The sequence below is a fragment of the Methylobacterium sp. WL119 genome (genome assembly GCF_008039875.1).
In the GTDB taxonomy this organism is placed as follows: domain Bacteria; phylum Pseudomonadota; class Alphaproteobacteria; order Rhizobiales; family Beijerinckiaceae; genus Methylobacterium.
This window is the reverse complement of record NZ_VRUU01000033.1, coordinates 24,793-45,499: the sequence shown is the minus strand read 5'-3', so window position 1 is coordinate 45,499 and position 20,707 is coordinate 24,793. Positions and strand designations below refer to the sequence as shown.

At 73.1% G+C, this 20,707-nt stretch carries 19 protein-coding genes and 1 pseudogene; 13 read left to right on the top strand and 7 right to left on the bottom strand.

Translation table 11 applies throughout. The annotated features are described in order from the left end of the window. The first annotated feature begins 115 nt into the window (after window positions 1-115). Window positions 116-1,375: a Zn-dependent hydrolase gene (locus FV227_RS13890; protein ID WP_147728592.1), complete on the top strand. Its 1,260-nt coding sequence runs from the start codon at window positions 116-118 to the stop codon at window positions 1,373-1,375. Window positions 1,376-1,378: 3 nt separating this feature from the next. Continuing rightward, a complete protein-coding gene (locus FV227_RS13885; protein WP_147728593.1) occupies window positions 1,379-2,689 on the top strand; it encodes an allantoate amidohydrolase in 1,311 nt (436 codons plus the stop codon). Here the strand turns inward: FV227_RS13885 and FV227_RS13880 are convergent. The 4 genes and pseudogenes from FV227_RS13880 to puuE form a co-directional block, all read right to left on the bottom strand. Further along, on the bottom strand, window positions 2,617-3,819 hold the full coding sequence (locus FV227_RS13880) for a DUF1501 domain-containing protein (protein ID WP_147728594.1): 1,203 nt from the start codon (window positions 3,817-3,819) through the stop codon (window positions 2,617-2,619). The genes FV227_RS13885 and FV227_RS13880 overlap by 73 nt on opposite strands. Beyond that, window positions 3,786-5,345, bottom strand: a complete 1,560-nt coding sequence (locus tag FV227_RS13875) for a DUF1800 domain-containing protein (protein WP_147859192.1) — start codon at window positions 5,343-5,345, stop codon at window positions 3,786-3,788. The genes FV227_RS13880 and FV227_RS13875 overlap by 34 nt, the downstream gene beginning before the upstream one ends. A 70-nt stretch (window positions 5,346-5,415) precedes the next feature. After that, the gene (locus tag FV227_RS13870) at window positions 5,416-7,050 is read right to left on the bottom strand and encodes an aromatic amino acid ammonia-lyase (RefSeq protein WP_147859191.1); all 1,635 of its coding nucleotides are present in this window, start codon (window positions 7,048-7,050) and stop codon (window positions 5,416-5,418) included. 53 nt (window positions 7,051-7,103) lie between these two features. Further along, window positions 7,104-8,012: pseudogene (gene puuE / locus FV227_RS13865) on the bottom strand (allantoinase PuuE); the annotation flags it as partial. Between the two features lie 197 nt (window positions 8,013-8,209). Here puuE and FV227_RS13860 point away from each other — a divergent pair. From FV227_RS13860 to FV227_RS13820, 9 genes are all read left to right on the top strand, one after another. Then, complete coding sequence (locus FV227_RS13860; RefSeq protein WP_147729046.1) at window positions 8,210-8,680, top strand: ureidoglycolate lyase; 471 nt, start codon at window positions 8,210-8,212, stop codon at window positions 8,678-8,680. 170 nt (window positions 8,681-8,850) lie between these two features. Further along, the gene (locus tag FV227_RS13855; RefSeq protein ID WP_147729047.1) at window positions 8,851-9,048 is read left to right on the top strand and encodes a DUF4089 domain-containing protein; all 198 of its coding nucleotides are present in this window, start codon (window positions 8,851-8,853) and stop codon (window positions 9,046-9,048) included. A gap of 4 nt (window positions 9,049-9,052) precedes the next feature. Further along, window positions 9,053-10,462: an AtzE family amidohydrolase gene (locus tag FV227_RS13850; RefSeq protein ID WP_147859190.1), complete on the top strand. Its 1,410-nt coding sequence runs from the start codon at window positions 9,053-9,055 to the stop codon at window positions 10,460-10,462. After that, window positions 10,462-10,842, top strand: a complete 381-nt coding sequence (gene hpxZ, locus FV227_RS13845) for an oxalurate catabolism protein HpxZ (protein ID WP_147727497.1) — start codon at window positions 10,462-10,464, stop codon at window positions 10,840-10,842. The genes FV227_RS13850 and hpxZ overlap by 1 nt, the downstream gene beginning before the upstream one ends. Window positions 10,843-10,986: 144 nt before the next feature. Next, window positions 10,987-12,618: an ABC transporter substrate-binding protein gene (locus FV227_RS13840; RefSeq protein WP_147859189.1), complete on the top strand. Its 1,632-nt coding sequence runs from the start codon at window positions 10,987-10,989 to the stop codon at window positions 12,616-12,618. Between the two features lie 81 nt (window positions 12,619-12,699). Continuing rightward, window positions 12,700-13,653: an ABC transporter permease gene (locus FV227_RS13835; protein WP_147727495.1), complete on the top strand. Its 954-nt coding sequence runs from the start codon at window positions 12,700-12,702 to the stop codon at window positions 13,651-13,653. A 21-nt stretch (window positions 13,654-13,674) separates the two neighbouring features. Beyond that, window positions 13,675-14,604, top strand: a complete 930-nt coding sequence (locus FV227_RS13830; RefSeq protein WP_147727494.1) for an ABC transporter permease — start codon at window positions 13,675-13,677, stop codon at window positions 14,602-14,604. Between the two features lie 115 nt (window positions 14,605-14,719). Further along, window positions 14,720-15,790 (top strand): ABC transporter ATP-binding protein, encoded by a 1,071-nt coding sequence (locus FV227_RS13825; RefSeq protein ID WP_147727493.1) that lies wholly within the window; start codon window positions 14,720-14,722, stop codon window positions 15,788-15,790. A gap of 20 nt (window positions 15,791-15,810) precedes the next feature. Further along, complete coding sequence (locus tag FV227_RS13820) at window positions 15,811-16,827, top strand: ABC transporter ATP-binding protein (RefSeq protein ID WP_147727498.1); 1,017 nt, start codon at window positions 15,811-15,813, stop codon at window positions 16,825-16,827. Between the two features lie 26 nt (window positions 16,828-16,853). Here the strand turns inward: FV227_RS13820 and FV227_RS13815 are convergent, their stop codons facing one another. The 3 genes from FV227_RS13815 to FV227_RS13805 form a co-directional block, all read right to left on the bottom strand. Then, a complete protein-coding gene (locus FV227_RS13815; RefSeq protein ID WP_147727492.1) occupies window positions 16,854-17,306 on the bottom strand; it encodes a BrnA antitoxin family protein in 453 nt (150 codons plus the stop codon). Continuing rightward, complete coding sequence (locus FV227_RS13810) at window positions 17,248-17,568, bottom strand: BrnT family toxin (protein ID WP_147727491.1); 321 nt, start codon at window positions 17,566-17,568, stop codon at window positions 17,248-17,250. Before FV227_RS13810 ends, FV227_RS13815 begins: the two co-directional genes overlap by 59 nt. A gap of 145 nt (window positions 17,569-17,713) precedes the next feature. Next, window positions 17,714-19,249, bottom strand: coding sequence for a PLP-dependent aminotransferase family protein (locus FV227_RS13805; RefSeq protein WP_246686437.1), 1,536 nt, complete (start codon window positions 19,247-19,249; stop codon window positions 17,714-17,716). Window positions 19,250-19,339: 90 nt separating this feature from the next. Between FV227_RS13805 and FV227_RS13800 the strand changes: the two genes are divergently transcribed. Continuing rightward, the gene (locus FV227_RS13800; RefSeq protein ID WP_147727596.1) at window positions 19,340-19,996 is read left to right on the top strand and encodes an FMN-binding negative transcriptional regulator; all 657 of its coding nucleotides are present in this window, start codon (window positions 19,340-19,342) and stop codon (window positions 19,994-19,996) included. Beyond that, window positions 19,993-20,703, top strand: coding sequence for a GNAT family protein (locus FV227_RS13795; RefSeq protein WP_147727597.1), 711 nt, complete (start codon window positions 19,993-19,995; stop codon window positions 20,701-20,703). Before FV227_RS13800 ends, FV227_RS13795 begins: the two co-directional genes overlap by 4 nt. The last annotated feature ends 4 nt before the right edge of the window (window positions 20,704-20,707 follow it).

The window sequence follows — 20,707 nt, the reverse complement described above, 5'->3', positions numbered from 1 at the left end:
GCCCTGCGGGGGCTGGGCGGGCCTGCGGAGCCTGGCCGGGCACGATCCTTGCCGGCCGCCGGGCCGTCACGTCGGCATCGTGACACGAGACACACACGCGACGACGGAGGCCAGGATGGCCGGCACGGCAAAGACCCACAACCTGCGCATCGACGGCTCGCGCCTGTGGGAGACGATCCAGGAGACGGCGCGGTTCGGCGCGACGCCGGCCGGCGGCCTGAACCGCCTCACCCTGTCGCCCGAGGACGGCGCGGTCCGCGACTGGTTCCGGGACGCCTGCACGGCGGCGGGGCTCGAGGTGCGGGTCGACGCCCTCGGCACCCAGTACGCCCTGCGGCCCGGGCGCGACGCGGCGCGCCCGCCGGTGGCCTTCGGCTCGCATCTCGACACCCAGCCGACCGGCGGCAAGTTCGACGGCATCCTCGGGGTGCTGGCCGGGCTGGAGGCAATGCGCGCCCTGAACGACGCCGGCATCGAGACCGAGGCGCCGCTTCTGCTGGTCAACTGGACCAACGAGGAGGGCTCGCGCTTCGCCCCCGCGATGATGGCGTCGGCGGCTTACGCCGGCGATTTCACCACCGACGAGATCCTGGAGAAGACCGACGCGGCCGGCATCAGCGTCGGCGCGGCGCTCGACGCGATCGGCTACCGCGGAACCGACACCGTGGGCGACCGGAAGATCAGCGCCTTCGTCGAGCTGCACATCGAGCAGGGCCCGATCCTGGAAGCCGAGGGCCGGACCATCGGCGTGGTCGAGGGCGGGCAGGGCATCGCCTGGTTCGACGGCACGATCACCGGCTTCGAGGCGCATGCCGGCACCACGCCGATGCCGCGCCGCCGCGACGCGCTGCTCGGGCTCGCGGAGGTCGCGCTCGCGGTCGAGCGGATCGCGCTGGCGCACGCGCCCACCGCCGTCGCGACCATCGGCGAGGCCGTGATCGGCGCGCCCTCCCGCAACGTGGTGCCGGGGCTGGTGCGCTTCACCCTCGACGTGCGCGACCCGAAGCCGGAGGTCCTCGACGCGATCGAGGCTGAGCTGCGCGCGAGCCTTCCCGCGATCGCGGACCGGCGCAAGCTCGCCATCGACCTCGCGCGGATCTGGCGCAAGGAGCCGGTGCCGTTCGACGCGGGCGTGATCGCGGCGGTCGATGCCGCCGCCGAGGGGCTGGGCCTGAGCCGCCGCCGCATGGTCTCGGGCGCCGGGCACGACGCCTGCAACCTCGCGGCCCGCGTCCCGACCGCGATGATCTTCGTGCCGTGCAAGGACGGCGTCAGCCACAACGAGTCGGAATCGGCGACCCCGTCCGACTGCGCCGCCGGCGCCGACGTGCTGCTGCAGACGGTGCTGACGCTCGCCAACGCGCCGAAGGCCTGATCCGTGGACGCCTTCGCCCCCCGCATCCAGCAGCGGCTCGACGCGCTGGCCCAGATCAGCGCCGAGCCCGGCGCGATCACCCGCCTCTACCTCACCCCCGAGCAGGCGCGGGCCGAGGCCCTGGTCGCCGGCTGGATGGGCGAGGCCGGGTTGCAGGTGCGCCGCGACGCCGTCGGCAACCTGATCGGCCGCGTCGAGGGCCGCGAGCCCGGCGGGCCGGCCCTGGTGATCGGCTCGCACCTCGACACCGTGCGCAACGCCGGCCGCTACGACGGGCCGCTCGGCGTCGTCGCCGCCATCAGTTGCGTCGAGGCCGTGCTGCGCCAAGGACCGCCACCGGTCGCGATCGAGGTGGTGGGCTTCGCCGACGAGGAGGGCGTGCGCTTCGCCGCGACGCTGACCGGCAGCCGGGCGTTCGCCGGCCATCTCGACCCGGCGGCGCTGCGCACCCTCGATGCCGCCGGCACGACGCTGGCCGCCGCGATGCGCGAATACGGCCTCGACCCGAAGGCCGTCCCGACCGCCGCCCGCACGCCGGATCAGATCCTCGGCTACGTCGAGCTCCACATCGAGCAGGGGCCGATGCTGGAGCGCGAGGGCCTGCCGGTCGGCCTCGTCACCGCGATCAGCGGGGCGAGCCGCCTGGAGATCACGCTGTCGGGGGAGGCGGGGCACGCCGGCACCGTCGCGATGACCGAGCGCCGCGACGCGCTCGCGGGCGCCGCCGAATGCATCCTGGCGATCGAGGCGCGCTGCCGCGGCGAGGAGCACCTCGTCGGCACGGTCGGGCGCATCCAGGCGCTGCCGGGGGCGGTCAACACCATCCCGGGCCAGGCCAAGTTCAGCCTGGACCTGCGGGCGCCCGACGACGCGCAGCGGCACGCCGCGCTCGCCGACATCGACCTCGCCTGCAAGCGCATCGCGCTCCGGCGCCGGCTCGGCTTCGGCATCGCCCTCCTGCACGAGGCGGAAGCCGTCCCCTGCGACCCCGGGATGACGGCCCTGGTCGAGGCGGCGATCGTCGCCGAGGGCCATCCCGTCCTGGCGCTGCCGAGCGGGGCCGGGCACGACGGCATGGCGGTGGCGGCGATCGCGCCGATCGCCATGGTGTTCGTGCGCTGCCGCGGCGGCATCAGCCACAACCCGGCCGAGTTCGCCAGCCTGCCCGACATCGAGGCCGGGACCCGGGTGCTGCTCGGGACGGTGCGCGGGTTCCTCGCGGCACGGGAGCGGTCGGCCGATCAGACCAGCCCGAGGTCGGCCGGCGCCGCGTCCGCGAAGACCCGCCGGAGGCTCGCCGGATCGAGCCCGTAGAGGCGTTGCAGCAGCCCGGCGAGCAGGCTGCGGTAGTCGGTGAGCACGGGATGGTCGCGGTTCTGGAACAGGTGCGCCTCGTCGGCCCGCACCTGCGGCCCGGCGATGCGGCCGCCGCGCACGGCACCGCCCAGCACCCAGTAGACGCTGCCGTGCCCGTGATCGGTGCCGCGGTTGCCGTTCTCGCGGAAGGTGCGGCCGAACTCGGAGAGCACGACCACCACCGTGTCGTTCCAGGCGGGGCCGACCTCCTCGACGAAGCCGGCCAGCCCGCGGCCGAGCTCGCCGATCCGGTCGGCGAGGTAGCCGGTGGCGGCGCCCTGGTTCACGTGCGTGTCCCAGCCGCCGACGTCGACGAAGCCGAGGTTGAACGACTCGCGCATCAGCCGGCCGATGCGCCGGGCCGAGCGCGCGAAGCCCTTCGGCGAGACGCCGCCGCGGTCGGCCTCGGCCTGATGCTCCGAGACCGACTGGTAGACCGCGTCGCGCACGCGGAACCCCTCGGCCACCGAAGCGGCCAGCGGGGTGTCGCGGTACATCGCCGTGATCAGCCCGGCCTGGCGCGCGTCGATCCCGGGCTTGGCGACCTCGTTGATCGCGATGTTGGGCACCGTCTCAGGGCCGCGGAAGATCAGCGGGATCTGCTCGGTGAAGGCGATCGGGCGCGTCCGCGTCAGCTCCGCGGCGAGCCGGGCCATGAAGCCCGAATTGTAGTCGCGGGAGGCGCCGACCGTCTGCCCGAGCTCGATCGTGTCCTGGGTCTCGAAATGGCTGCGCGTGAGGTCGTCGGTGCCGGCGAACGGCACGAAGGCGGCCTGCCCCCGGGCGTAGAGCGGCAGGATCGTGTCGCGCAAGCTCGGGTGGAGGCTCCAGTCGGCGTCGAGCGCCAGCGCCGCCGCCGGGTCGGCCGCATCCGGCCGGGCGACCGCGAGGGTCGGCCGGGCGCGGTAGTAGAAGTCGCTGCCCGTCGGGATCACGACGTTGGCCGCGTCGTAGGCGCCGCGCAGGAACACCACGAGCAGGCGCGCATCCGCCTTCGGCGCGGCCCAGACCCGGCCGGCGACGGTGGACAGGCCGAGCGCGAGGGAGGCTCGGATCAGCGCGCGGCGGGGCGGGTCGCGCGGGTCCATGGGCGGCCGAGGCGCATGAATTCGGGGGCGGACAGGAACAGGGTGTTCCAGTCCTGCGGGGAGACGGCGCGGGCCAGGGCGTCCCGGGTCGGGGCGCTCAGGGTGGCCGAGAGCGTCGAGAAGTAGAGCCCGTTCTGCAGCAGCGGGAAGGCCGGCTCGTCGGCCATGTCGGGGGCGGGCTTGAACAGGCCGGCGGAGCCCGACCCGATCTGCCGGGCGATCTCGAAGCGCGTCGTCATCTGTCCCGGCCCGTTCCAGGCGGCGGCGCCGAGCGGGTAGCCGTCCGGCGTCGAGCGGTTGAACAGGCCCTCGCCGAGGCGGTTGAGCCAGCCCTGGATCGGCGCGGCGTTGCGGATCGTCCGCCCGTCGTAGGCGAGGCGCACGGCCGAGAGCACGTAGCGGGCCGGGTCCTTGAACCCGCCCCCGAGGGAGGCCGCGAAGTCGGGCGCGTGGAACAGCGCGTCGAGCACGGCCGCGATGTCGCCGTCGCTCCGGGTGAAGACCTGCGCCAGCCGCGCCACCAGGGCGTCCGAGGGCGGGGCGCCCAGGAAGTAGCGCGCGAGCGCGGCCGACACGGTTCGCGCGGTGGCGGGCTCGCGGGCGATCAGGTCGAGCGCCTCGACGATCTCGGGCCAGCCGCGGCCGCGGATCGCGTGGCCGAGGAAGACCTTGTCGCCGTAATCGTGGCGGTTCGGGTTGAATTCGAACAGGCCGGCGCGGACGAGATCGGCTTGGCGCTCCGGCTTCAGCTTCGGGTCCTCGGGGCGGGCGTCGATGCCGACGCCGGTGAGGATGCGGGCCAGCGCCTCGACGTCGCCCTGCGTGTAGCCGGAGCCGACCCCGAGGGTGTGCAACTCCATCAGCTCGCGGGCGTAGTTCTCGTTGAGGTGGCCGGCGGCGTTGTCGGCATTGTCGAGATAGCGCAGCATCGCCGGGTGCCGCAGCGTCGCCTCCAGCAGGTCGCGGAAGCGGCCGAGCGCGTGCGGGCGGATCGCCGCGTCGACGTAGTCGCCGACCATCGCGCGCAGGTTCGCCTTGCCCTGGTGGACGTTGAAGCGGTTGAGCCAGAACCAGGTCAGCCGCTCGCGCACCTGGTCCGGGCTGTCGAGCGCCCGCAGGAGCGTCGCCGCGGCGGCGTCCCGGGCGGCGGCCGAGAGCGCCCCCTGGTAGGCCTGCTGCGCGGCCTTCTTCGCATCCGGGTCGGGCTTGGTGCTGGCCGCCCGCGCCTGCGCGTCGAGGGCGGAGATCCGCTCGAGCAGCGTGCCCTTCGGCGTCAGCGCGTCGACCTGCGCCTGGGCGGCCTCCGGCAGGGCTGGGCCTGCCGGCGGATGGAGCTGCTCCCGGAGCCAGCGCTCGCGGCCCTTGGCGCGGAGCTCCGCGTGGCTGGCCGGCGAGACGCCCCAGGTCACGGCGTCGAGGAAGGCGGCGTCGGCCTCGGGCGTGGTCGCGGCCCGGGCCGCGGCGCCCGCGAAGGCGAGGCCCGTCGCGAGCGTCAGGCAGGACAAGCGGAGCGCGGGCCGCATCATCGGATCCCCCCTCGTGCCCGCACGATCCAGCCACCGGATTGTGGCGCCGGTGCGGTAAGGGGCGCCGCGCCTATTCCAGCGGGCCGATCGCGGCCTCCACCGCCGCGACCACCGCCCCCGAGCGCACCAGCGCGAGCGCGGCCTCCATCTCGGCCTGGTACCAGCGGTCGCCCGACAGCGCCGGGGCGATGACCTTGCGCACCGCGTCGAGGGCGGCCTGCGTGCCGGAGCCGAGGGGATGGTCCCGAGCGACGTCGGCGACCAGCGAGAGCGCCTGGCACGCCATCAGGATCTCGCCGGCGACGATGGTCTCGACGTTGGCGACGACGGTGCGGGCCTTGCGCGCGCACCAGGTCGAGTTCGAGACGTGGTCCTCGGCGTTCGACTTGCCGGGGATCGAGTCGACCGAGCCGGGCATCGACAGGGTCCGGTTCTCCATCACCAGGGCCGACATCGTGCACTGCACGGTGGCGAAGCCGGTGTTGAGGCCCTTCTTGCCGGCGAGCAGGTTGCGCGGCAGGCCGTAGCTCATGGTCGGGTCGATGAGGCGCGCGAGCCGCCGCTCCGAGATCGAGCCGAGGTCGGTGGCGGTGATGGCGAGCAGGTCCATCGCCTGCGCGACGTAGGCGCCGTGGAAGTGCCCGGCCGAGATGCAGGTGTAGTGGTCGGCCCCGTCGGCGAAGATCAGCGGGTTGTCGGTGGCCGCGTTGATCTCGGTGCCCATGATGCCCTCGACGTAGGCCAGCGCCTCGCGCACCGGCCCGTGCACCTGCGGCGCGCAGCGCAGCGAGTACACGTCCTGCACCCGCGGCGGCGGGGCCTGGCCGGGGGCGCGGGCCTCGTCGGGGAACACCGTGACGCGGGCGCCCTCCGTGCAGCGCTCGGAATCGCCGATCATCCGCAGGACGTTGCGGGCCGAGGCCGCCTGGCCCTTGTGCGGGCGGGCGGCGTGGACGCGGGGATCGAAGGCGGCCTTCTCCGCACGCAGGGCCTCAAGCGTCAGGGCGAGGGCGATCTCGGCGGCCTTGAGGACCCGCTTCATGTCCTCCAGCGCCAGCACGCCGACGGCGAGCGACACGGTGGAGCCGTTGATCAGCGCCGAGGCGTCCTTGGCCTCCAGCGGAAACGCCTCGGGCAGGCCCGCCGCCTTCAGCGCCGCGCGGGCCGGCAGGCGGCGTCCCTCGTAGAACGCCTCGGCCTCCTCGAACCCGCAGATCGCGCCGGCCAGGTGCGCCAGCGGCGCGAGGTCGCCCGACGCCCCGACCGAGCCCTTCGACGGGATCACCGGCACGATCCCGGCGTTCAGGCAGGCGAGCAGGCGGTCGACGACCGCGACGCGCGGCCCGGAGAAGTTCGACGCGAAGGCGTTGGCGCGCAGCAGCATGGTGGCGCGCACCGCCTCCGCGTCGAACGGCTCGCCCATCCCGGTGGCGTGGGCGTAGACGGTCAGCCGCTGGTAGGCCTGCATCTCGTCCATGCGCACGCGCTGGTCCTTGAACAGGCCGACGCCGGTGTTGAACGAGTACATCAGCGGCGCGTCGTCGGTCATGAAATGCGCGTCGATGTAGTCCCGCGCGCCGACAAGGCTCCTGCGCGCGCCCTCGTCGAGCACCGCCTCGGCGCGGAGGCCCGCCGCGTCCGGCCGGGCGACGGCGAGCACGTCCGCGGCGGTGAGGGTGCGGCCGTCGATGGTGGTCGTCGTCATGGGCTGTCTCTCGAAAGGGGCTTTCCCGGAGCGGAGCACGAATCAGGCCGTCACGGCGCTGGGTGGCGGGCGATCCAGTGCCGGGCGATGTCGACGCGGCGGGCGAGCCAGACCCGGTCGTGCGCGGCGACGTGGTCGAGGAAGCGGGCCAGCGCCGCCATCCGTCCCGGGCGGCCGACGAGGCGGCAATGCAGGCCGACCGACATCATCTTGGGCGCCGTCGCGCCCTCGGCGTAGAGCACGTCGAAGCTGTCGCGCAGGTAGGCGAAGAACTGGTCGCCGGAATTGAAGCCCTGGGGGCTCGCGAAGCGCATGTCGTTGGCGTCGAGGGTGTAGGGCACCACGAGGCCGGTGCGCCCCGCGCCCGTCAGCCAGTAGGGCAGGTCGTCGGCGTAGGAATCCGACAGGTAGGTGAAGCCGCGCTCCAGGCCGAGCTCCAGCGTGTGGATCGAGGAGCGGCCGGTGTACCAGCCCTCGGGCGCCGAGCCCGTCACCGCCGCATGGATGCGGATCGCCTCGTCCATCGCGGCGGCCTCCTCCGCCCGGGAGGCGTCGCGCATGTCGATCCACTTGAGGCCGTGGCTGGCGATCTCCCACGCGGCCTCGCGCATCGCCGCGACGGCCTCCGGGTTGCGCATCAGCGCGTGCGCCACGCCGAACACGGTGACGGGAATCCCGCGGGCGGTGAACAGCCGCCACAGCCGCCAGAACCCGGCCCGCGCGCCGTACTCGTAGAGCGATTCCATGTTCATGTGGCGCTGCCCCGGCCAGGGCTGCGCGCCGACGATCTCGGACAGGAACGCCTCGGACGCGGGGTCGCCGTGCAGGATGCAGTTCTCGGCGCCCTCCTCGTAGTTCAGCACGATCTGCACCGCGATGCGGGCGCCGTCCGGCCAGTCGGCGGCCGGCGGGTTGCGGCCGTAGCCGACGAGGTCGCGGGGATAGGGGCGGGGATCGGTCAACGGGTCTGCTCGGGCGGTCTGAAGGCTCGGGGACGCAACGACGCAGCCGCCTCCGCCGTCAACCCCGCCGCGGCCCTCGGCCCCGCAAACCCGCCCTCGGCCATACGCAAGCCGGCCCGAATCCCGCTTGACCGCCGAGGCGAGCCGCGGAAGCTCGGCCCCGTGCCGCGAAGCCGGGCACGAAGCCAGGACGGACGATGCGCACGATCCCGATCGAACCGATGGACGAGGTTGCCTTGCGGCCCTTCGCCGACCTGCTCGCCGCGCCCGCGGCGGGGCCGCGGCAGGACCATGCGAGCCCGATCGAGAACCGGCGCGCGGGCGTCTCCGCCAACCTCGCCCTGATCCGCAGCGAGCCGTTCGCCGGCCTGATGCCGCTGACCCGCCTGGAGCGGCATCCGCATTCGAGCCAGGCCTTCCTGCCGCTCGCGGTGGATTCCTACCTCGTCGTGGTGGCGCCCGACCGCGACGGGCGGCCCGACGAGGCCGCGATCCGCGCCTTCCGGGTGCCGGGGCAGGCCGGCATCAACTACCGCGCCGGCGCCTGGCACGCGCACCTGATGACGGTCTCGGCGCCCGGCACCTTCGCGATGCTCGTGCACGAGGACGGCACGCCGGAGGATTGCGTCTTCGCCGCGATCGCGCCGGTGACGCTCGGCGCCGGTTGACCGGCCCTGCGTCCACGATGGGCGTGGCAGCCGCCGATTGCCTATCTCGTAGGCAGACGCGATTGACCGGATTATGCCTATTCGATGAGCAATTCAGGCGTCCGGCCCAGCGGGGCGGCTTGGCGCGGCCCTTGCCCGCTCGAGGTCCGATCGTTCGATGAGGATGCCCGATGACGACCCGCGATGCACCGCCGCCGGATCTCGACGCCTTCGCCGCCGCCGCGGCCCCGCTGCTCGGGCTGCGCCTCGATCCCGCCTGGGTCGCGCCGGTGATCGCCAACCTCCGGGTCCTGGCCGCCGCGGCGGACCTCGTCGGCGGCTTCCCGCTGCCCGACGAGGCCGAGGCGGCCCCGGTCTTCGAGGCCTGAGGCGATGGTGGAGCAGAGCACCGACTGGAGCCGCGCCGACGCCGCTTCGATCGCCGCCGGCGTCGCGGAGGGGCGCGTCCGGGCCCGCAGCGTGATCGAGGCGACGCTGGCGCGGATCGGCCGGGTCGACCCGGCGGTCAACGCCTTCACCGACGTGACGGCCGCGCGCGCCCTGGCCGCCGCCGACGCCGTGGATGCGCGGCGGGCCGCCGGCGCGGCGTCGGGGCCGCTCGCCGGCGTGCCCTTCGCGGTGAAGAACCTGATCGACTGCGCCGGCCTGCCGACGCGGGCGGGATCGACGATCAACCGCGAGCGGGCGCCGGCCGCGCGCGACGGCGCCCTGGTGCGCCGGCTGGAGGCGGCCGGCGCGGTCCTCGTCGGCGCGCTCAACATGGGCGAGTACGCCTACGACTTCACCGGCGAGAACGTGCACGACGGCGACAGCCGCAACCCGCACGGGGCCGGCCACATGACCGGCGGCTCGTCGGGCGGCTCGGGCGCGGCGATCGCCGCCGGCCTGGTGCCGCTGACGCTCGGCTCCGACACCAACGGCTCGATCCGGGTGCCCTCGGCCTTCTGCGGCTGCTTCGGGCTCAAGCCCACCTACGGCCGCCTGACCCGGGCCGGCAGCTTCCCCTTCGTGAACAGCCTCGACCATCTCGGGCCGATGGCGCGCAGCGTGACCGACCTGGCCCTCGCCTACGACGCGATGCAGGGTCCCGACCCGGACGACGCTGCGGCGACCGCGCGGGCCGCGGAGCCCGTCCTGCCGGGGCTGGATTCCGGCCTCGGCGACCTCCGCATCGCCGTGGCCGGCGGCTACTTCGCCCGCGGCGGCGACCCGGAGGCGTTCGCCGCGGTCCAGGTGGCGGCGCGGGCGCTCGCCGCGACGCGGGTCGTCGAGATCCCGGAAGCCGCCCGCGCCCGGGCGGCGGCCTACCTGATCACCGCGGCCGAGGGCGCCGCGCTCCACCTCGACCGTCTCCGGACCCGGCCGGAGGACTTCGATCCGGCGGTGCGCGACCGCCTCATCGCCGGCGCGATGCTGCCGGCGCCCTTCGTCGAGCGGGCGCAGCGCTTCCGGCGCTGGTACCGCGGCGCGGTGGCCGACCTGTTCGCGGACGTCGATGTGATCCTGGCGCCGTCCACCCCCTGCCGGGCGCCGCCGCGCGGACAGACGCACTTCACCCTCGACGGCGTCTCCCTGCCGGTGCGGGCCAATATCGGCGTGTTCACCCAGCCGATCTCGTTCATCGGCCTGCCGGTGGCGGCGGTGCCGGTCTGGCTCGACGGCGGGCTGCCCCTCGGAGTGCAGATCATCGCCGCGCCCTGGCGCGAGGACGTGGCGCTGCGCGTGGCGCGGGTGCTGGAACGGCTCGGCATCGTCCGCGCCCCGATCGCGGAGCTGACGTGATGGTGGTCGACGATTTCGCGGTGAAGGCCGAGGTCGAGGCGGCGTTCCGCGCCTACGAGACCGCGCTGACGGAGAACGACGTGCCGGTGCTCGAGGCCTTGTTCCGCGACGATCCCCGCACCATCCGCTACGGCGGGGGCGAGAACCTCTACGGCATGGACGCGATCCGCGCCTTCCGCCGGGCGCGCTCGCCCGTCGGCCTGGAGCGGACCCTGTCCGAGACGGTGATCACCACCTACGGGCGGGATTTCGCCACCGCGATGACCCTGTTCTTCCGCGAGAGCGCGCCGGGTCGGATCGGGCGCCAGAGCCAGACCTGGGTGCGGTTTCCCGAAGGCTGGCGGGTGGTCGCCGCGCATGTGAGCCTGATCGACGGGTAGGCCCCCCCGCCGATCCGCGCCTCCGGTGCAATTGAATAAAGAATGACACCCCAGCGCCGGTCTGGCCGCGCGCTTGCATGGAGCCGGGCGTCCTCTCGGGCGCCCCGTCGCGGGGGCCCGCCTCACGGAGCAGACCCGCCCGACATGCCGTTTCGCTCGATGAAGAACTTCACCGCCCGTGCGGCGTTCGCCGGCGCCCTCGCGCTGTCGGCCCAGGCGCCCTCCGCCGCGATGGCGCAGGGCACGCTCCGGATCGGCATGACCGCCTCCGACATCCCGCTGACCACCGGCCAGGCCGACAACGGCGGCGAGGGCATGCGCTTCATGGGCTACACGGTCTACGACGGGCTCATCAACTGGGACCTGTCCTCGGCGACCAAGCCCTCCGACCTCGTGCCGGGGCTGGCCGAGAGCTGGGCGGTGGACGCCGCCGACAAGACCAAGTGGACGTTCAAGCTGCGCCCCGGCGTGACGTTCCACGACGGTTCCGACTTCACCGCCGACGCCGTGGTGTGGAACCTCGACAAGCTGCTGAAGAACGACAGCCCGCAATACGATCCGCGCCAGTCGGCTCAAGGCCGCACCCGCATCCCGGCGGTGGCGAGCTATCGCGTGGTCGACCCGCTGACCGTGGAGATCGTCACCAAGGCGCCGGATGCGACGCTGCCCTACCAGATCGCCTGGGTGATGATGTCCTCGCCCGCCCAGTGGGAGAAGCTCGGGCGGAGCTGGGACGCCTTCGCCAAGACCCCGTCCGGCACCGGCCCGTGGAAGCTGACCCTGTTCGCGCCGCGCGAGCGCGCCGAGATGGTCCCCTTCAAGGCGTACTGGGACAAGGCCCGCGTGCCCAAGCTCGACAAGCTCGTGCTGGTGCCGCTGCCCGAGGCCAACGCCCGCGTCGCGGCGCTCCGCTCCGGCCAGGTCGACTGGATCGAGGCGCCCGCGCCCGACGCCGTCGCCTCGCTGAAGGGCGCCGGCTTCACCATCGTCACCAACACCTATCCCCACAACTGGACCTGGCACCTGTCGCGGGTCGAGGGCTCGCCCTGGAACGACGTGCGCGTGCGCAAGGCCGCCAACCTCGCCATCGACCGCGAGGGCCTGAAGGAGCTGCTCGGCGGCCTCGCGGTGCCGGCCACCGGCTTCTTCCCGCCCGGCCACCAGTGGTTCGGCCACCCGACCTTCAAGGTGACCTACGATCCGGCCGCGGCCAAGAAGCTGCTCGCGGAAGCCGGCTACGGGCCGAACAAGCCCCTGAAGACCAAGATCGCGATCTCGGCCTCCGGCTCCGGCCAGATGCAGCCGCTGCCGATGAACGAGTTCGTGCAGCAGAACCTCGCCGAGGTCGGCATCCAGGTCGACTACGAGGTGGTCGAGTGGAACACGCTGATCAACATCTGGCGCGCCGGCGCCAAGGCCGACATCTCGCGCGGCGTGACGGGCATCAACTACTCGTACTTCATCCAGGACCCGTTCACCGGCTTCATCCGGCATCTCCAGAGCAACTTCGCGCCGCCGAACGGCACCAACTGGGGCTACTATTCCGACCCGGCGATGGACAAGCTGTTCGACCAGGTCCGCAACACCTTCGACAAGGCCGAGCAGACGGCGGTGCTGGAGAAGGTCCATGAGAAGTTCGTCGACGACGCGCTGTTCATCATGATCACGCACGACGTGAACCCGCGGGCGATGAGCCCGAAGGTGAAGGGCTTCGTCCAGGCGCAGAACTGGTTCCAGGACTTCTCGAACATCACCATCGCGACCGCGGGGCGCTGACGCGATCCCTCCCCCCGTCGCGGGGGAGGGGCCGGCCCACGCTCGCCCCCCCGGTCATCGGAACAAGGACACCCGGATCCGATGCTGCTCTACATCCTTAAGCGCCTCGTCGCCGTGACGCCCGTGGCGTTCGGGGTCAGCCTGGTCTGCTTCCTGCTGGTCCACCTCGCGCCGGGCGATCCCCTCAGCGCGATCCTGCCGGCGGACGCGACGCAGGCGACCATCGACGAGATGCGCGCCGCCTACGGCTTCGACAAGCCGCTGCCGGTGCAGTACGCGATCTGGCTCTGGCACGTGCTGCACGGCGACCTCGGCGTCTCGATCGCCACCGGCCGGCCGGTGCTCGGCGAGGTCTCGCGCGCGGTGGTCAACAGCCTGATCCTCGCCTCGGTCGCGACGCTGATCGGCTTCACCTTCGGCACCCTGTTCGGGTTCGTCGCCGGCTATCACCGCAACTCGATCCTCGACCGGGTCGCCTCCGCGATCTCGGTCTTCGGCGTCTCGGTGCCGCATTACTGGCTCGGCATGGTGATGGTGATCGTGTTCTCGGCCAACCTCGGCTGGCTGCCGCCGACCGGCGCCGGGCCCGACGGCTCCGGCAACTGGCGGCCCGATCTCGAGCACCTGCGCTTCATCATCCTGCCCGCCGTCACGATGTCGGTGATCCCGATGGGCATCATCGCCCGCACCGTGCGGGCGCTGGTGGCCGACATCCTCGCCCAGGACTTCGTCGAGGCCTTGCGCGCCAAGGGCCTCGACGAGGTCGGCGTGTTCAAGCACGTGGTCCGCAACGCCGCGCCGACGGCGCTCGCGATCATGGGCCTGCAGCTCGGCTACCTGCTCGGCGGCTCGATCCTGATCGAGACGGTGTTCGCCTGGCCCGGCACCGGCTTCCTCCTGAACGCCGCGATCTTCCAGCGCGACCTGCCCCTGCTCCAGGGCTCGATCCTGGTGCTGGCGATGTTCTTCGTCGCCCTCAACCTCCTCGTGGACGTGATGCAGACCGCACTCGATCCGCGCATCGAGCGGGCCTGAGCCCGAGGAAAGCATGACGTCATGACCGCACCCGTCACCGCCGCCACCATGGCCCTCGACGGCGGCATCGCCCCCGCGGCGTCCGAGGTCGAGCCCGACGCCTTCGTCGCCTCCCGCGGCTACTGGGGCCATGTCGGCCACCGCCTCGTGCGCGACCCCGTGGCGATCGCCGCCGGATTGGTGATCCTCGCCATCGTCGTCGTCGCGATCCTGTCGCCGTGGATCACGCCGATGGACCCGTATCGCGGCTCGATGCTGCGCCGCCTGAAGCCGGTCGGCGACGCGACCTACTGGCTCGGCTCGGACGAGCTCGGCCGCGACATGCTGAGCCGCCTGATGGTCGGCGCCCGGCTGTCGCTGTTCATGGGCGTGACGCCGGTGCTGATCGCCTTCGTGATCGGGTCGTCGATCGGCATCGTCGCCGGCTACGTCGGCGGCTGGACCAACACGATCCTGATGCGCACCATCGACGTGTTCTTCGCCTTCCCCTCGGTGCTGCTCGCCATCGCGCTCTCGGGCGCGCTCGGCGCCGGCATCTTCAACGCCATCGTCTCGCTCACCTGCGTGTTCGTGCCCCAGATCGCGCGGATCTCCGAGAGCGTCACCACCGGCATCCGCGCGCGCGACTACATCGACGCGGCCCGCCTCTCGGGCGCCTCGGCGCTGACGATCATGCGGGTGCAGGTGCTGGGCAACGTGGTCGGGCCGATCTTCGTCTACTCCACCGGCCTGATCTCGGTCTCGATGATCCTGGCCTCGGGCCTGTCCTTCCTCGGCCTCGGCGTGCGGCCGCCGGAGCCCGAATGGGGCCTGATGCTCAACACGCTGCGCACCGCGATCTACGTCAACCCGACGGTGGCGGCGCTGCCGGGGCTGGCGATCTTCATCGTCTCGATCTCGTTCAACCTGTTCTCGGACGGCCTGCGCAGCGCCATGGAGATCCGCCAGTGATCCCCACGGCTCGGCACCGCCCCCCTCTCATCCGCCCGACGTCGGCGAGCGCGCCCGCGCGTCGCCGCCCACGGGGCGGATCGCCGTCGCGGCATCAGCGCCCAGGGCAACACTCATGAGCGTCATCGTCCAGCCCGCCGACCTCGCGACCGCTTCGCTACGCGACCGCGGCGGCCCGGCCCAGCCGCTCCTGTCGGTCTCCGGCCTCGTCAAGCACTTCCCGGTGCGCAAGGGCGTCGGCGGCAAGAAGTCGGTCGTGCGCGCCGTCGACGGCGTCGACTTCTCGGCGCTCAAGGGCGAGACCCTCGGGATCGTCGGCGAATCCGGCTGCGGCAAGTCGACGACGGCCAAGCTCCTGATGGGCCTGATCGAGCGCGACCAGGGCGAGATGCTGTTCGACGGCGAGGCGGTGGGCAGCCGCGCGATGCCGTGGCGGACCTATCGCCGCCAGGTGCAGATGGTGTTCCAGGACAGCTACGCCTCGCTCAACCCGCGGATGACGGTGGAGGCCTCGATCGCCTTCGGGCCGACGGTCAACGGGGTCGGCAGCCGCGAGGCGATCGAGCGTGCCCGCGGATTGCTGGCCCGCGTCGGCCTGGAGCCGAAGCGCTTCGCCGGCCGCTACCCGCACGAGCTGTCCGGCGGCCAGCGCCAGCGGGTCAACATCGCCCGCGCCCTCGCGCTGGAGCCGCGGCTGATCCTCCTCGACGAGGCGGTCTCGGCCCTCGACAAGTCGGTGGAGGCGCAGGTGCTCAACCTGCTCCTCGACCTCAAGGCGGAGTTCGGGCTGACCTACCTGTTCATCAGCCACGACCTCAACGTGGTGCGCTTCATCTGCGACCGGGTGATGGTGATGTATCTCGGCCGCGTCGCCGAGCTCGGCCCCTCGGACACGGTGCTGGCCGAGCCCGCCCACCCCTACACCCAGGCGCTGCTCGCCTCGATGCCGTCGCTCGATCCCGACAACCGCACCGAGGCCGCCCTGCTCACCGGCGATCCGCCGAACCCGATCGACCCGCCGGACGGCTGCCGCTTCCATCCGCGCTGCCGGCTCGCCGAGCCGGTCTGCTCCGGCGTGACGCCGCCGCTCGCCCCGATCGCGCCGCTGCATCAGGCCGCCTGCCTCGCGCGCCAGCCGGGCTCGGGCCATTCCCTTGCTCCCGCTGCCGAGCAGGTGGCGGCATGAGCGCGAAGATGAGCGCGGACATGAACGCGTCGCCCCCCGCGGTCGAGCTCACCGACCTCAAGGTCGGCTTCGGCAAGGTCGAGGTGGTCGACGGGGTCGACCTGCGGCTCGAGCGCGGCCAGGCCATGGCGCTGATCGGCGAGTCGGGCTCGGGCAAGAGCGTGACGCTGCGCGCGATCCTGCGCCTCTTCCCGGAAGGGCGCAGCCGCACGCGGGGCGGGATCTCGGTGGCGGGCCGCGACGTGCTCGCGCTGTCGAAGCGCGAGCTGGCGGATTTCCGCGGGCACGTCGCCTCGATGATCTTCCAGGAGCCGCTGCTCGCCTTCGACCCGGTCTACACCGTCGGCCGCCAGATCACGGAAGCGATCCGCCGCCACGAAAAGATCGATGCGGCGGGAGCCCGGCAGCGGGCGCTCGCGCTGTTCGAGCGCGTCCGCATCCCGAGCCCGGAGCGGCGCCTCGACGCCTACCCGCACGAGATGTCCGGCGGGATGCGCCAGCGCGCGATGATCGCGCTGGCGCTCGCCTGCCGGCCGCAGGTGCTGCTTGCCGACGAGCCGACCACGGCGCTCGACGCCACGGTGCAGATCCAGATCCTGCTGCTGCTGCGCGAGCTGCAGCGCGATCTCGGCCTGTCGATCATCCTGGTGACGCACGACCTCGGCGCCGCCGTCGAGGTCGCCGACCGGATCTCGGTGATGTATGCCGGCCGCATCGTCGAGACCGGCACCGCGCACCAGGTCGTGCTCGATCCGCACCACCCCTACACGATCGGCCTGCTGCGCAGCCGCGCGGAGGGGGCGCTGGCCAAAGGCGCGCGGCTCCAGACGATCCCGGGGAGCCCGCCGGACCTCGCCAACCGCCCGGCCGGATGCCCGTTCGCCCCGCGCTGCTTCCTCGCGATCGACAAGTGCCGCGAGACGCCGCCCTCGCTCAGCGTCGGCGACGGGCACCTCGCCGCCTGCTGGCGCACGGAGGAGGCGTCGGCCGCCTACCGCGCCGGGCCGCAGCCGGTGAGGGCCGAGGCGGCGGCCTAAGGGGGAAACGCGGACGATCGGCCCGATCAGGCCTTCTTCCGGCCGGAGGGACCACACTCGGCGTCCTGCGAAGGCGGAAACGGCTGACCGGCTGCGACGGCGCCCCCTCGGTCCGATCCCGTCCGCCGATAAATCCCCGCCTCACGCGCCGTATCGGCTTCCACATGCGGACCTGCGCCTGGATCATCCACGATGCGGGCCAGCACGTCATGCATGCGGGTCTGCCAACCGGGACCGGTCGCCTTGTAGGCATCGAGCACACGGCGATCGATCCGAAGCGTGAGTTGCACCTTGGGCGACGCGGCCCGCGGGCGTCCGCCGCGGTTTCTCGGAAGCGCGGCGTAGATATCCGGAGGCAGCTCGCGAGCCGGTCTCAACGCGGCGAGTTCCACGTCCGTCAGGTCGGGGTTGTCGGAGACCTCATCCCAATCCGCCTGGGAAAATGCCGGCGCGTCTGTCTTGCGATCCGAGACGATCATGGACGGCCCTTTCCTTCGGATTGGCGTAGCGCAAACTCACCAGGGCGATGGCTTCCGCCCCCAATGGCGAGACGATCACGACGACGACCAACCGGTCCCGCCATCGACCGATGATCTTGTAGCGGATGCGGCCGGTGCGGCTCGGCTGCGCGGGCAGGTAGACGGCATCCTCGCCATCGAAAGCGGCCTCGAACTCGGCGAAGTCGAGCCCATGCTTGAGCAGGTTCGCCTGCCGCTTCGCCTCGTCCCAGACCGCCGTCACGGGTTTATGTAACTCCGAAAACCATGAGGGACAATCCGGTCGGCTCGTTGGTGCCGCATCGGTCGGTTGTCGAACCCTCTAAAGCCGGATTCGGGATGATAGCACAGGCGCGCGGTGCGGATGGCAAGGCGCGGGCCACGTCGCCTCATCCCCCGCCGGCGGCCCACAGAGTCGTCGCCAGGCGCGTCACCGCCGGCGCGATGGCGCGCTCGGGCACGGCGGCGTAGCCGAGCAGCAGGCCCGGCTCGGCCGTCATCGGGTCGGCATGGTAGGCCGAGAGCGCCACGGCCGCGATGCCGGCCTGCGCCAGGGCGGCGACGGCCGCGGCGTCGCCGAGCCGGGGCGGCCAGTCCGGACCGGGGCGGGCGACCAGGTGCATCCCGCCCTCCAGCGGCGCGACGTCGAGCAGGCCCGCGGCCCGGTCGCGGGCGGCGTCGAGCAGGGCGGCCTGCCGCCCGGCATGGAGCTTCCGCGTCCGGCGCAGGTGGCGTCCGAGATGGCCCTCGTCGATGAAGCGGGCGAGCGCGCCCTGGCCGAGGCCGGAGGGCGCCGGCCCGGTCTCCGCGAGCGCCCGCTGGACCGGGCCGGCGAGCCCCTGCGGCAGCACGAGGTAGCTTAGCTGCAGCGCCGGCAGCAGCACCTTGGAGAAGCTGCCGGCGTAGATCACCCGTCCGGTCCGGTCGAGGGCGCGCAGCGGCGGCAGCGGCCGGCCGGCATAGCGGTACGTGCCGCCGTAATCGTCCTCGACGATCCAGGCGCTTGTGGCCTCGGCCCAGGCGAGCAGCGCCAGCCGGTTCTCGAGGCTCATGGCGTGGCCCAGCGGATAGTGATGCGCCGGGGTCACCACGGCGAGGCGCGCGCCCATGGCGGCGCCCGCCCGGTCGATCGCGAGGCCGCCCGGCCCGACCGGGACGGGGGCGGGGCGCAGGCCGGCCTCCGCCAGCGCCGACGCGATGCCGGGAAACCCCGGATCCTCGACCAGAGCCGTCTCGCCCGGATCGAGCAGCAGCTGGGCCAGCAGCCGCAGGCTCTGGCGGATGCCCGCCGTCACGATCACCTCGTCGGCTGTGCAGGCGACGCCGCGGGTGGCGGCGAGGTAGGCCGCGGTGGCGGCGCGCAGGCGCGGGTCGCCGAGGGGATGGGGCGGCGGGGCGCCGTCGCGCCACTCGGTCTGGAGCAGGCGCCCGAAGGTCGCGAACGGGAAGGCGTCGGCGGCCGGCCGCCCGAGGGCGAAGGCATCCGGCGCAACAGGCGCGGAGAACCACGCCCGCGCCGACGACGCCATCAGGGCCGTCCCGCGCCGCGACAGCACGGGCGGTGCCGGGAAGGACCCTGCGGCCTGGGGCGGGCTCGCGACGGCGAGGGTGTCGTCGGGGAGGATGGCGGCCACGCGGGTGCCGGAGCCCCCGTGCGCCGTCAGGTAGCCCTCGGCTACCAGCTGCTCCAGCGCGGCCAGCACGGTGCCGCGGGCGCATCCGAGATCCTCGGCCAGCGCCCGCGAGCCGGGAAGGCGGGCGCCGCGGGCGATCCGGCGTTCCAGGATCGCCCGGCGAAGCGCGTCGCCGATGCGCGCCTGCAGCGGCAGCGCCCCGCCGGGCGCGAGATCGAGCACGAGGGGGAGGGCGCTCGCGTCCCCGGGAGGGCTCGCCCCCGCCGTTTCCCTCTCCGGGTCCTTGCGCACGAAGTGGTCCAGTCGCTTGCGTGAAACCGGATCTTTTGCCTGGACCGGAGATCGGTCAAGCACGGGCCTCCACCGGTCCGGAGCGCCGCGATGTACCAGCCACCGCATTTCCGAGAGGACGACCTCGGGGCGCAGCATGCCCTGATCCGCGCCCATCCCCTCGGGCTCCTGGTCACCGCCGGTCCGGGGGGCCTGATGGCGAACCCGATCCCGTTCCTGATCGACGGCGCGGCGTCCGAACGGGGGACGCTGCGCGCGCACCTGGCGCGGGCCAACCCGCAATGGCGCGAGCTGGCGCAGGTCGCGGAATGCCTCGTGGTGTTCCAGGGTCCCCAGGGCTACGTCACCCCGTCCTGGTACGCGACCAAGCGCGAGACCGGGAAGGTGGTGCCGACCTGGAACTACGCCACCGTCCACGCCTGGGGTCGGCCGCTTGTGGTCGACGACCCCCACTGGCTCCGCCGCCAGATCGCCGAACTCACCGACCAGCGCGAGGCGTCGCGGCCCGAGCCCTGGTCGGTGGACGACGCGCCCAGACCCTTCACCGACGCGCAGGTGAAGGGCATCGTCGGGATCGAGATCCCGGTCGCGCGCATCGCCGGCAAGTGGAAGCTCAGCCAGAACCGGCCGGAGGCCGACCGCGCCGGCGTGGTCGCGGGTTTTCGCGCGGCGGGCGGCCGGGAGGATATGGCGGCGGACATGTCAGCACACATGGCCGACCTGGTGCAGGAACGGAGCGGACGATGAGCGCGCGCGAGAACAGCTTCGGCCAGCCGATCGGGCCGGCCCTGCCCGACTGGCGCCCGCGCCCGCTGCCGCCGCGGGAGGCGATGCAGGGACGCACCTGCCGGGTCGAGCCGCTCGATGCGGAGCGCCATGGCGCCGACCTGTTCTCGGCCTTCTCCGCGGCGCCGGACCGGCGGGGCTGGACCTATCTCGGCAACACCCTGCCGGAGACGGAGGGGGCCTACCGGGCCGAGCTGGCGGCGATGGCGGCCGGCGCCGACCCGCTGTTCCACGCGGTCGTCGATGCCGGCACCGGCCGGGCGGTCGGGATCGCGTCGTACCTGCGCATCGATCCGGCCAACGGCGTCATCGAGGTCGGGCACCTGCACTTCTCGGCCCTGCTGGCGCGGCGGCCCGCCGCGACCGAGGCCATGGCCTTGATGATGGCCCGCGCCTTCGACGAGCTCGGATACCGCCGCTACGAGTGGAAGTGCGACGCCCTCAACGCGCCCTCGCGCGCGGCGGCCCTGCGCTACGGCTTCACCTTCGAGGGCGTCTTCCGCAACGCCGTCGTGGTGAAGGGCCGCTCGCGCGACACCGCCTGGTTCTCGGTCACCGACGCCGAGTGGCCCCGGGTGAGGGCGGCGTTCGGGGCCTGGCTCGCCCCCGACAACTTTTTCGAAGACGGGCGGCAGCGGCGATCCCTCGCCGATCTGCGAGCGGGCTGATCCC

What these genes read in the sequence shown, in the direction of transcription:
- FV227_RS13890 (WP_147728592.1), top strand. Translation starts at nt 116, where the DNA reads ATGGCCGGCACGGCAAAGACCCACAACCTGCGCATCGACGGCTCGCGC.
- FV227_RS13880 (WP_147728594.1), bottom strand. Translation starts at nt 3,819, where the DNA reads ATGGACCCGCGCGACCCGCCCCGCCGCGCGCTGATCCGAGCCTCCCTC.
- FV227_RS13875 (WP_147859192.1), bottom strand. Translation starts at nt 5,345, where the DNA reads ATGATGCGGCCCGCGCTCCGCTTGTCCTGCCTGACGCTCGCGACGGGC.
- FV227_RS13870 (WP_147859191.1), bottom strand. Translation starts at nt 7,050, where the DNA reads ATGACGACGACCACCATCGACGGCCGCACCCTCACCGCCGCGGACGTG.
- FV227_RS13860 (WP_147729046.1), top strand. Translation starts at nt 8,210, where the DNA reads ATGCGCACGATCCCGATCGAACCGATGGACGAGGTTGCCTTGCGGCCC.
- FV227_RS13855 (WP_147729047.1), top strand. Translation starts at nt 8,851, where the DNA reads ATGACGACCCGCGATGCACCGCCGCCGGATCTCGACGCCTTCGCCGCC.
- FV227_RS13850 (WP_147859190.1), top strand. Translation starts at nt 9,053, where the DNA reads ATGGTGGAGCAGAGCACCGACTGGAGCCGCGCCGACGCCGCTTCGATC.
- hpxZ (WP_147727497.1), top strand. Translation starts at nt 10,462, where the DNA reads ATGGTGGTCGACGATTTCGCGGTGAAGGCCGAGGTCGAGGCGGCGTTC.
- FV227_RS13840 (WP_147859189.1), top strand. Translation starts at nt 10,987, where the DNA reads ATGCCGTTTCGCTCGATGAAGAACTTCACCGCCCGTGCGGCGTTCGCC.
- FV227_RS13835 (WP_147727495.1), top strand. Translation starts at nt 12,700, where the DNA reads ATGCTGCTCTACATCCTTAAGCGCCTCGTCGCCGTGACGCCCGTGGCG.
- FV227_RS13830 (WP_147727494.1), top strand. Translation starts at nt 13,675, where the DNA reads ATGACCGCACCCGTCACCGCCGCCACCATGGCCCTCGACGGCGGCATC.
- FV227_RS13825 (WP_147727493.1), top strand. Translation starts at nt 14,720, where the DNA reads ATGAGCGTCATCGTCCAGCCCGCCGACCTCGCGACCGCTTCGCTACGC.
- FV227_RS13820 (WP_147727498.1), top strand. Translation starts at nt 15,811, where the DNA reads ATGAACGCGTCGCCCCCCGCGGTCGAGCTCACCGACCTCAAGGTCGGC.
- FV227_RS13815 (WP_147727492.1), bottom strand. Translation starts at nt 17,306, where the DNA reads ATGATCGTCTCGGATCGCAAGACAGACGCGCCGGCATTTTCCCAGGCG.
- FV227_RS13800 (WP_147727596.1), top strand. Translation starts at nt 19,340, where the DNA reads ATGTACCAGCCACCGCATTTCCGAGAGGACGACCTCGGGGCGCAGCAT.
- FV227_RS13795 (WP_147727597.1), top strand. Translation starts at nt 19,993, where the DNA reads ATGAGCGCGCGCGAGAACAGCTTCGGCCAGCCGATCGGGCCGGCCCTG.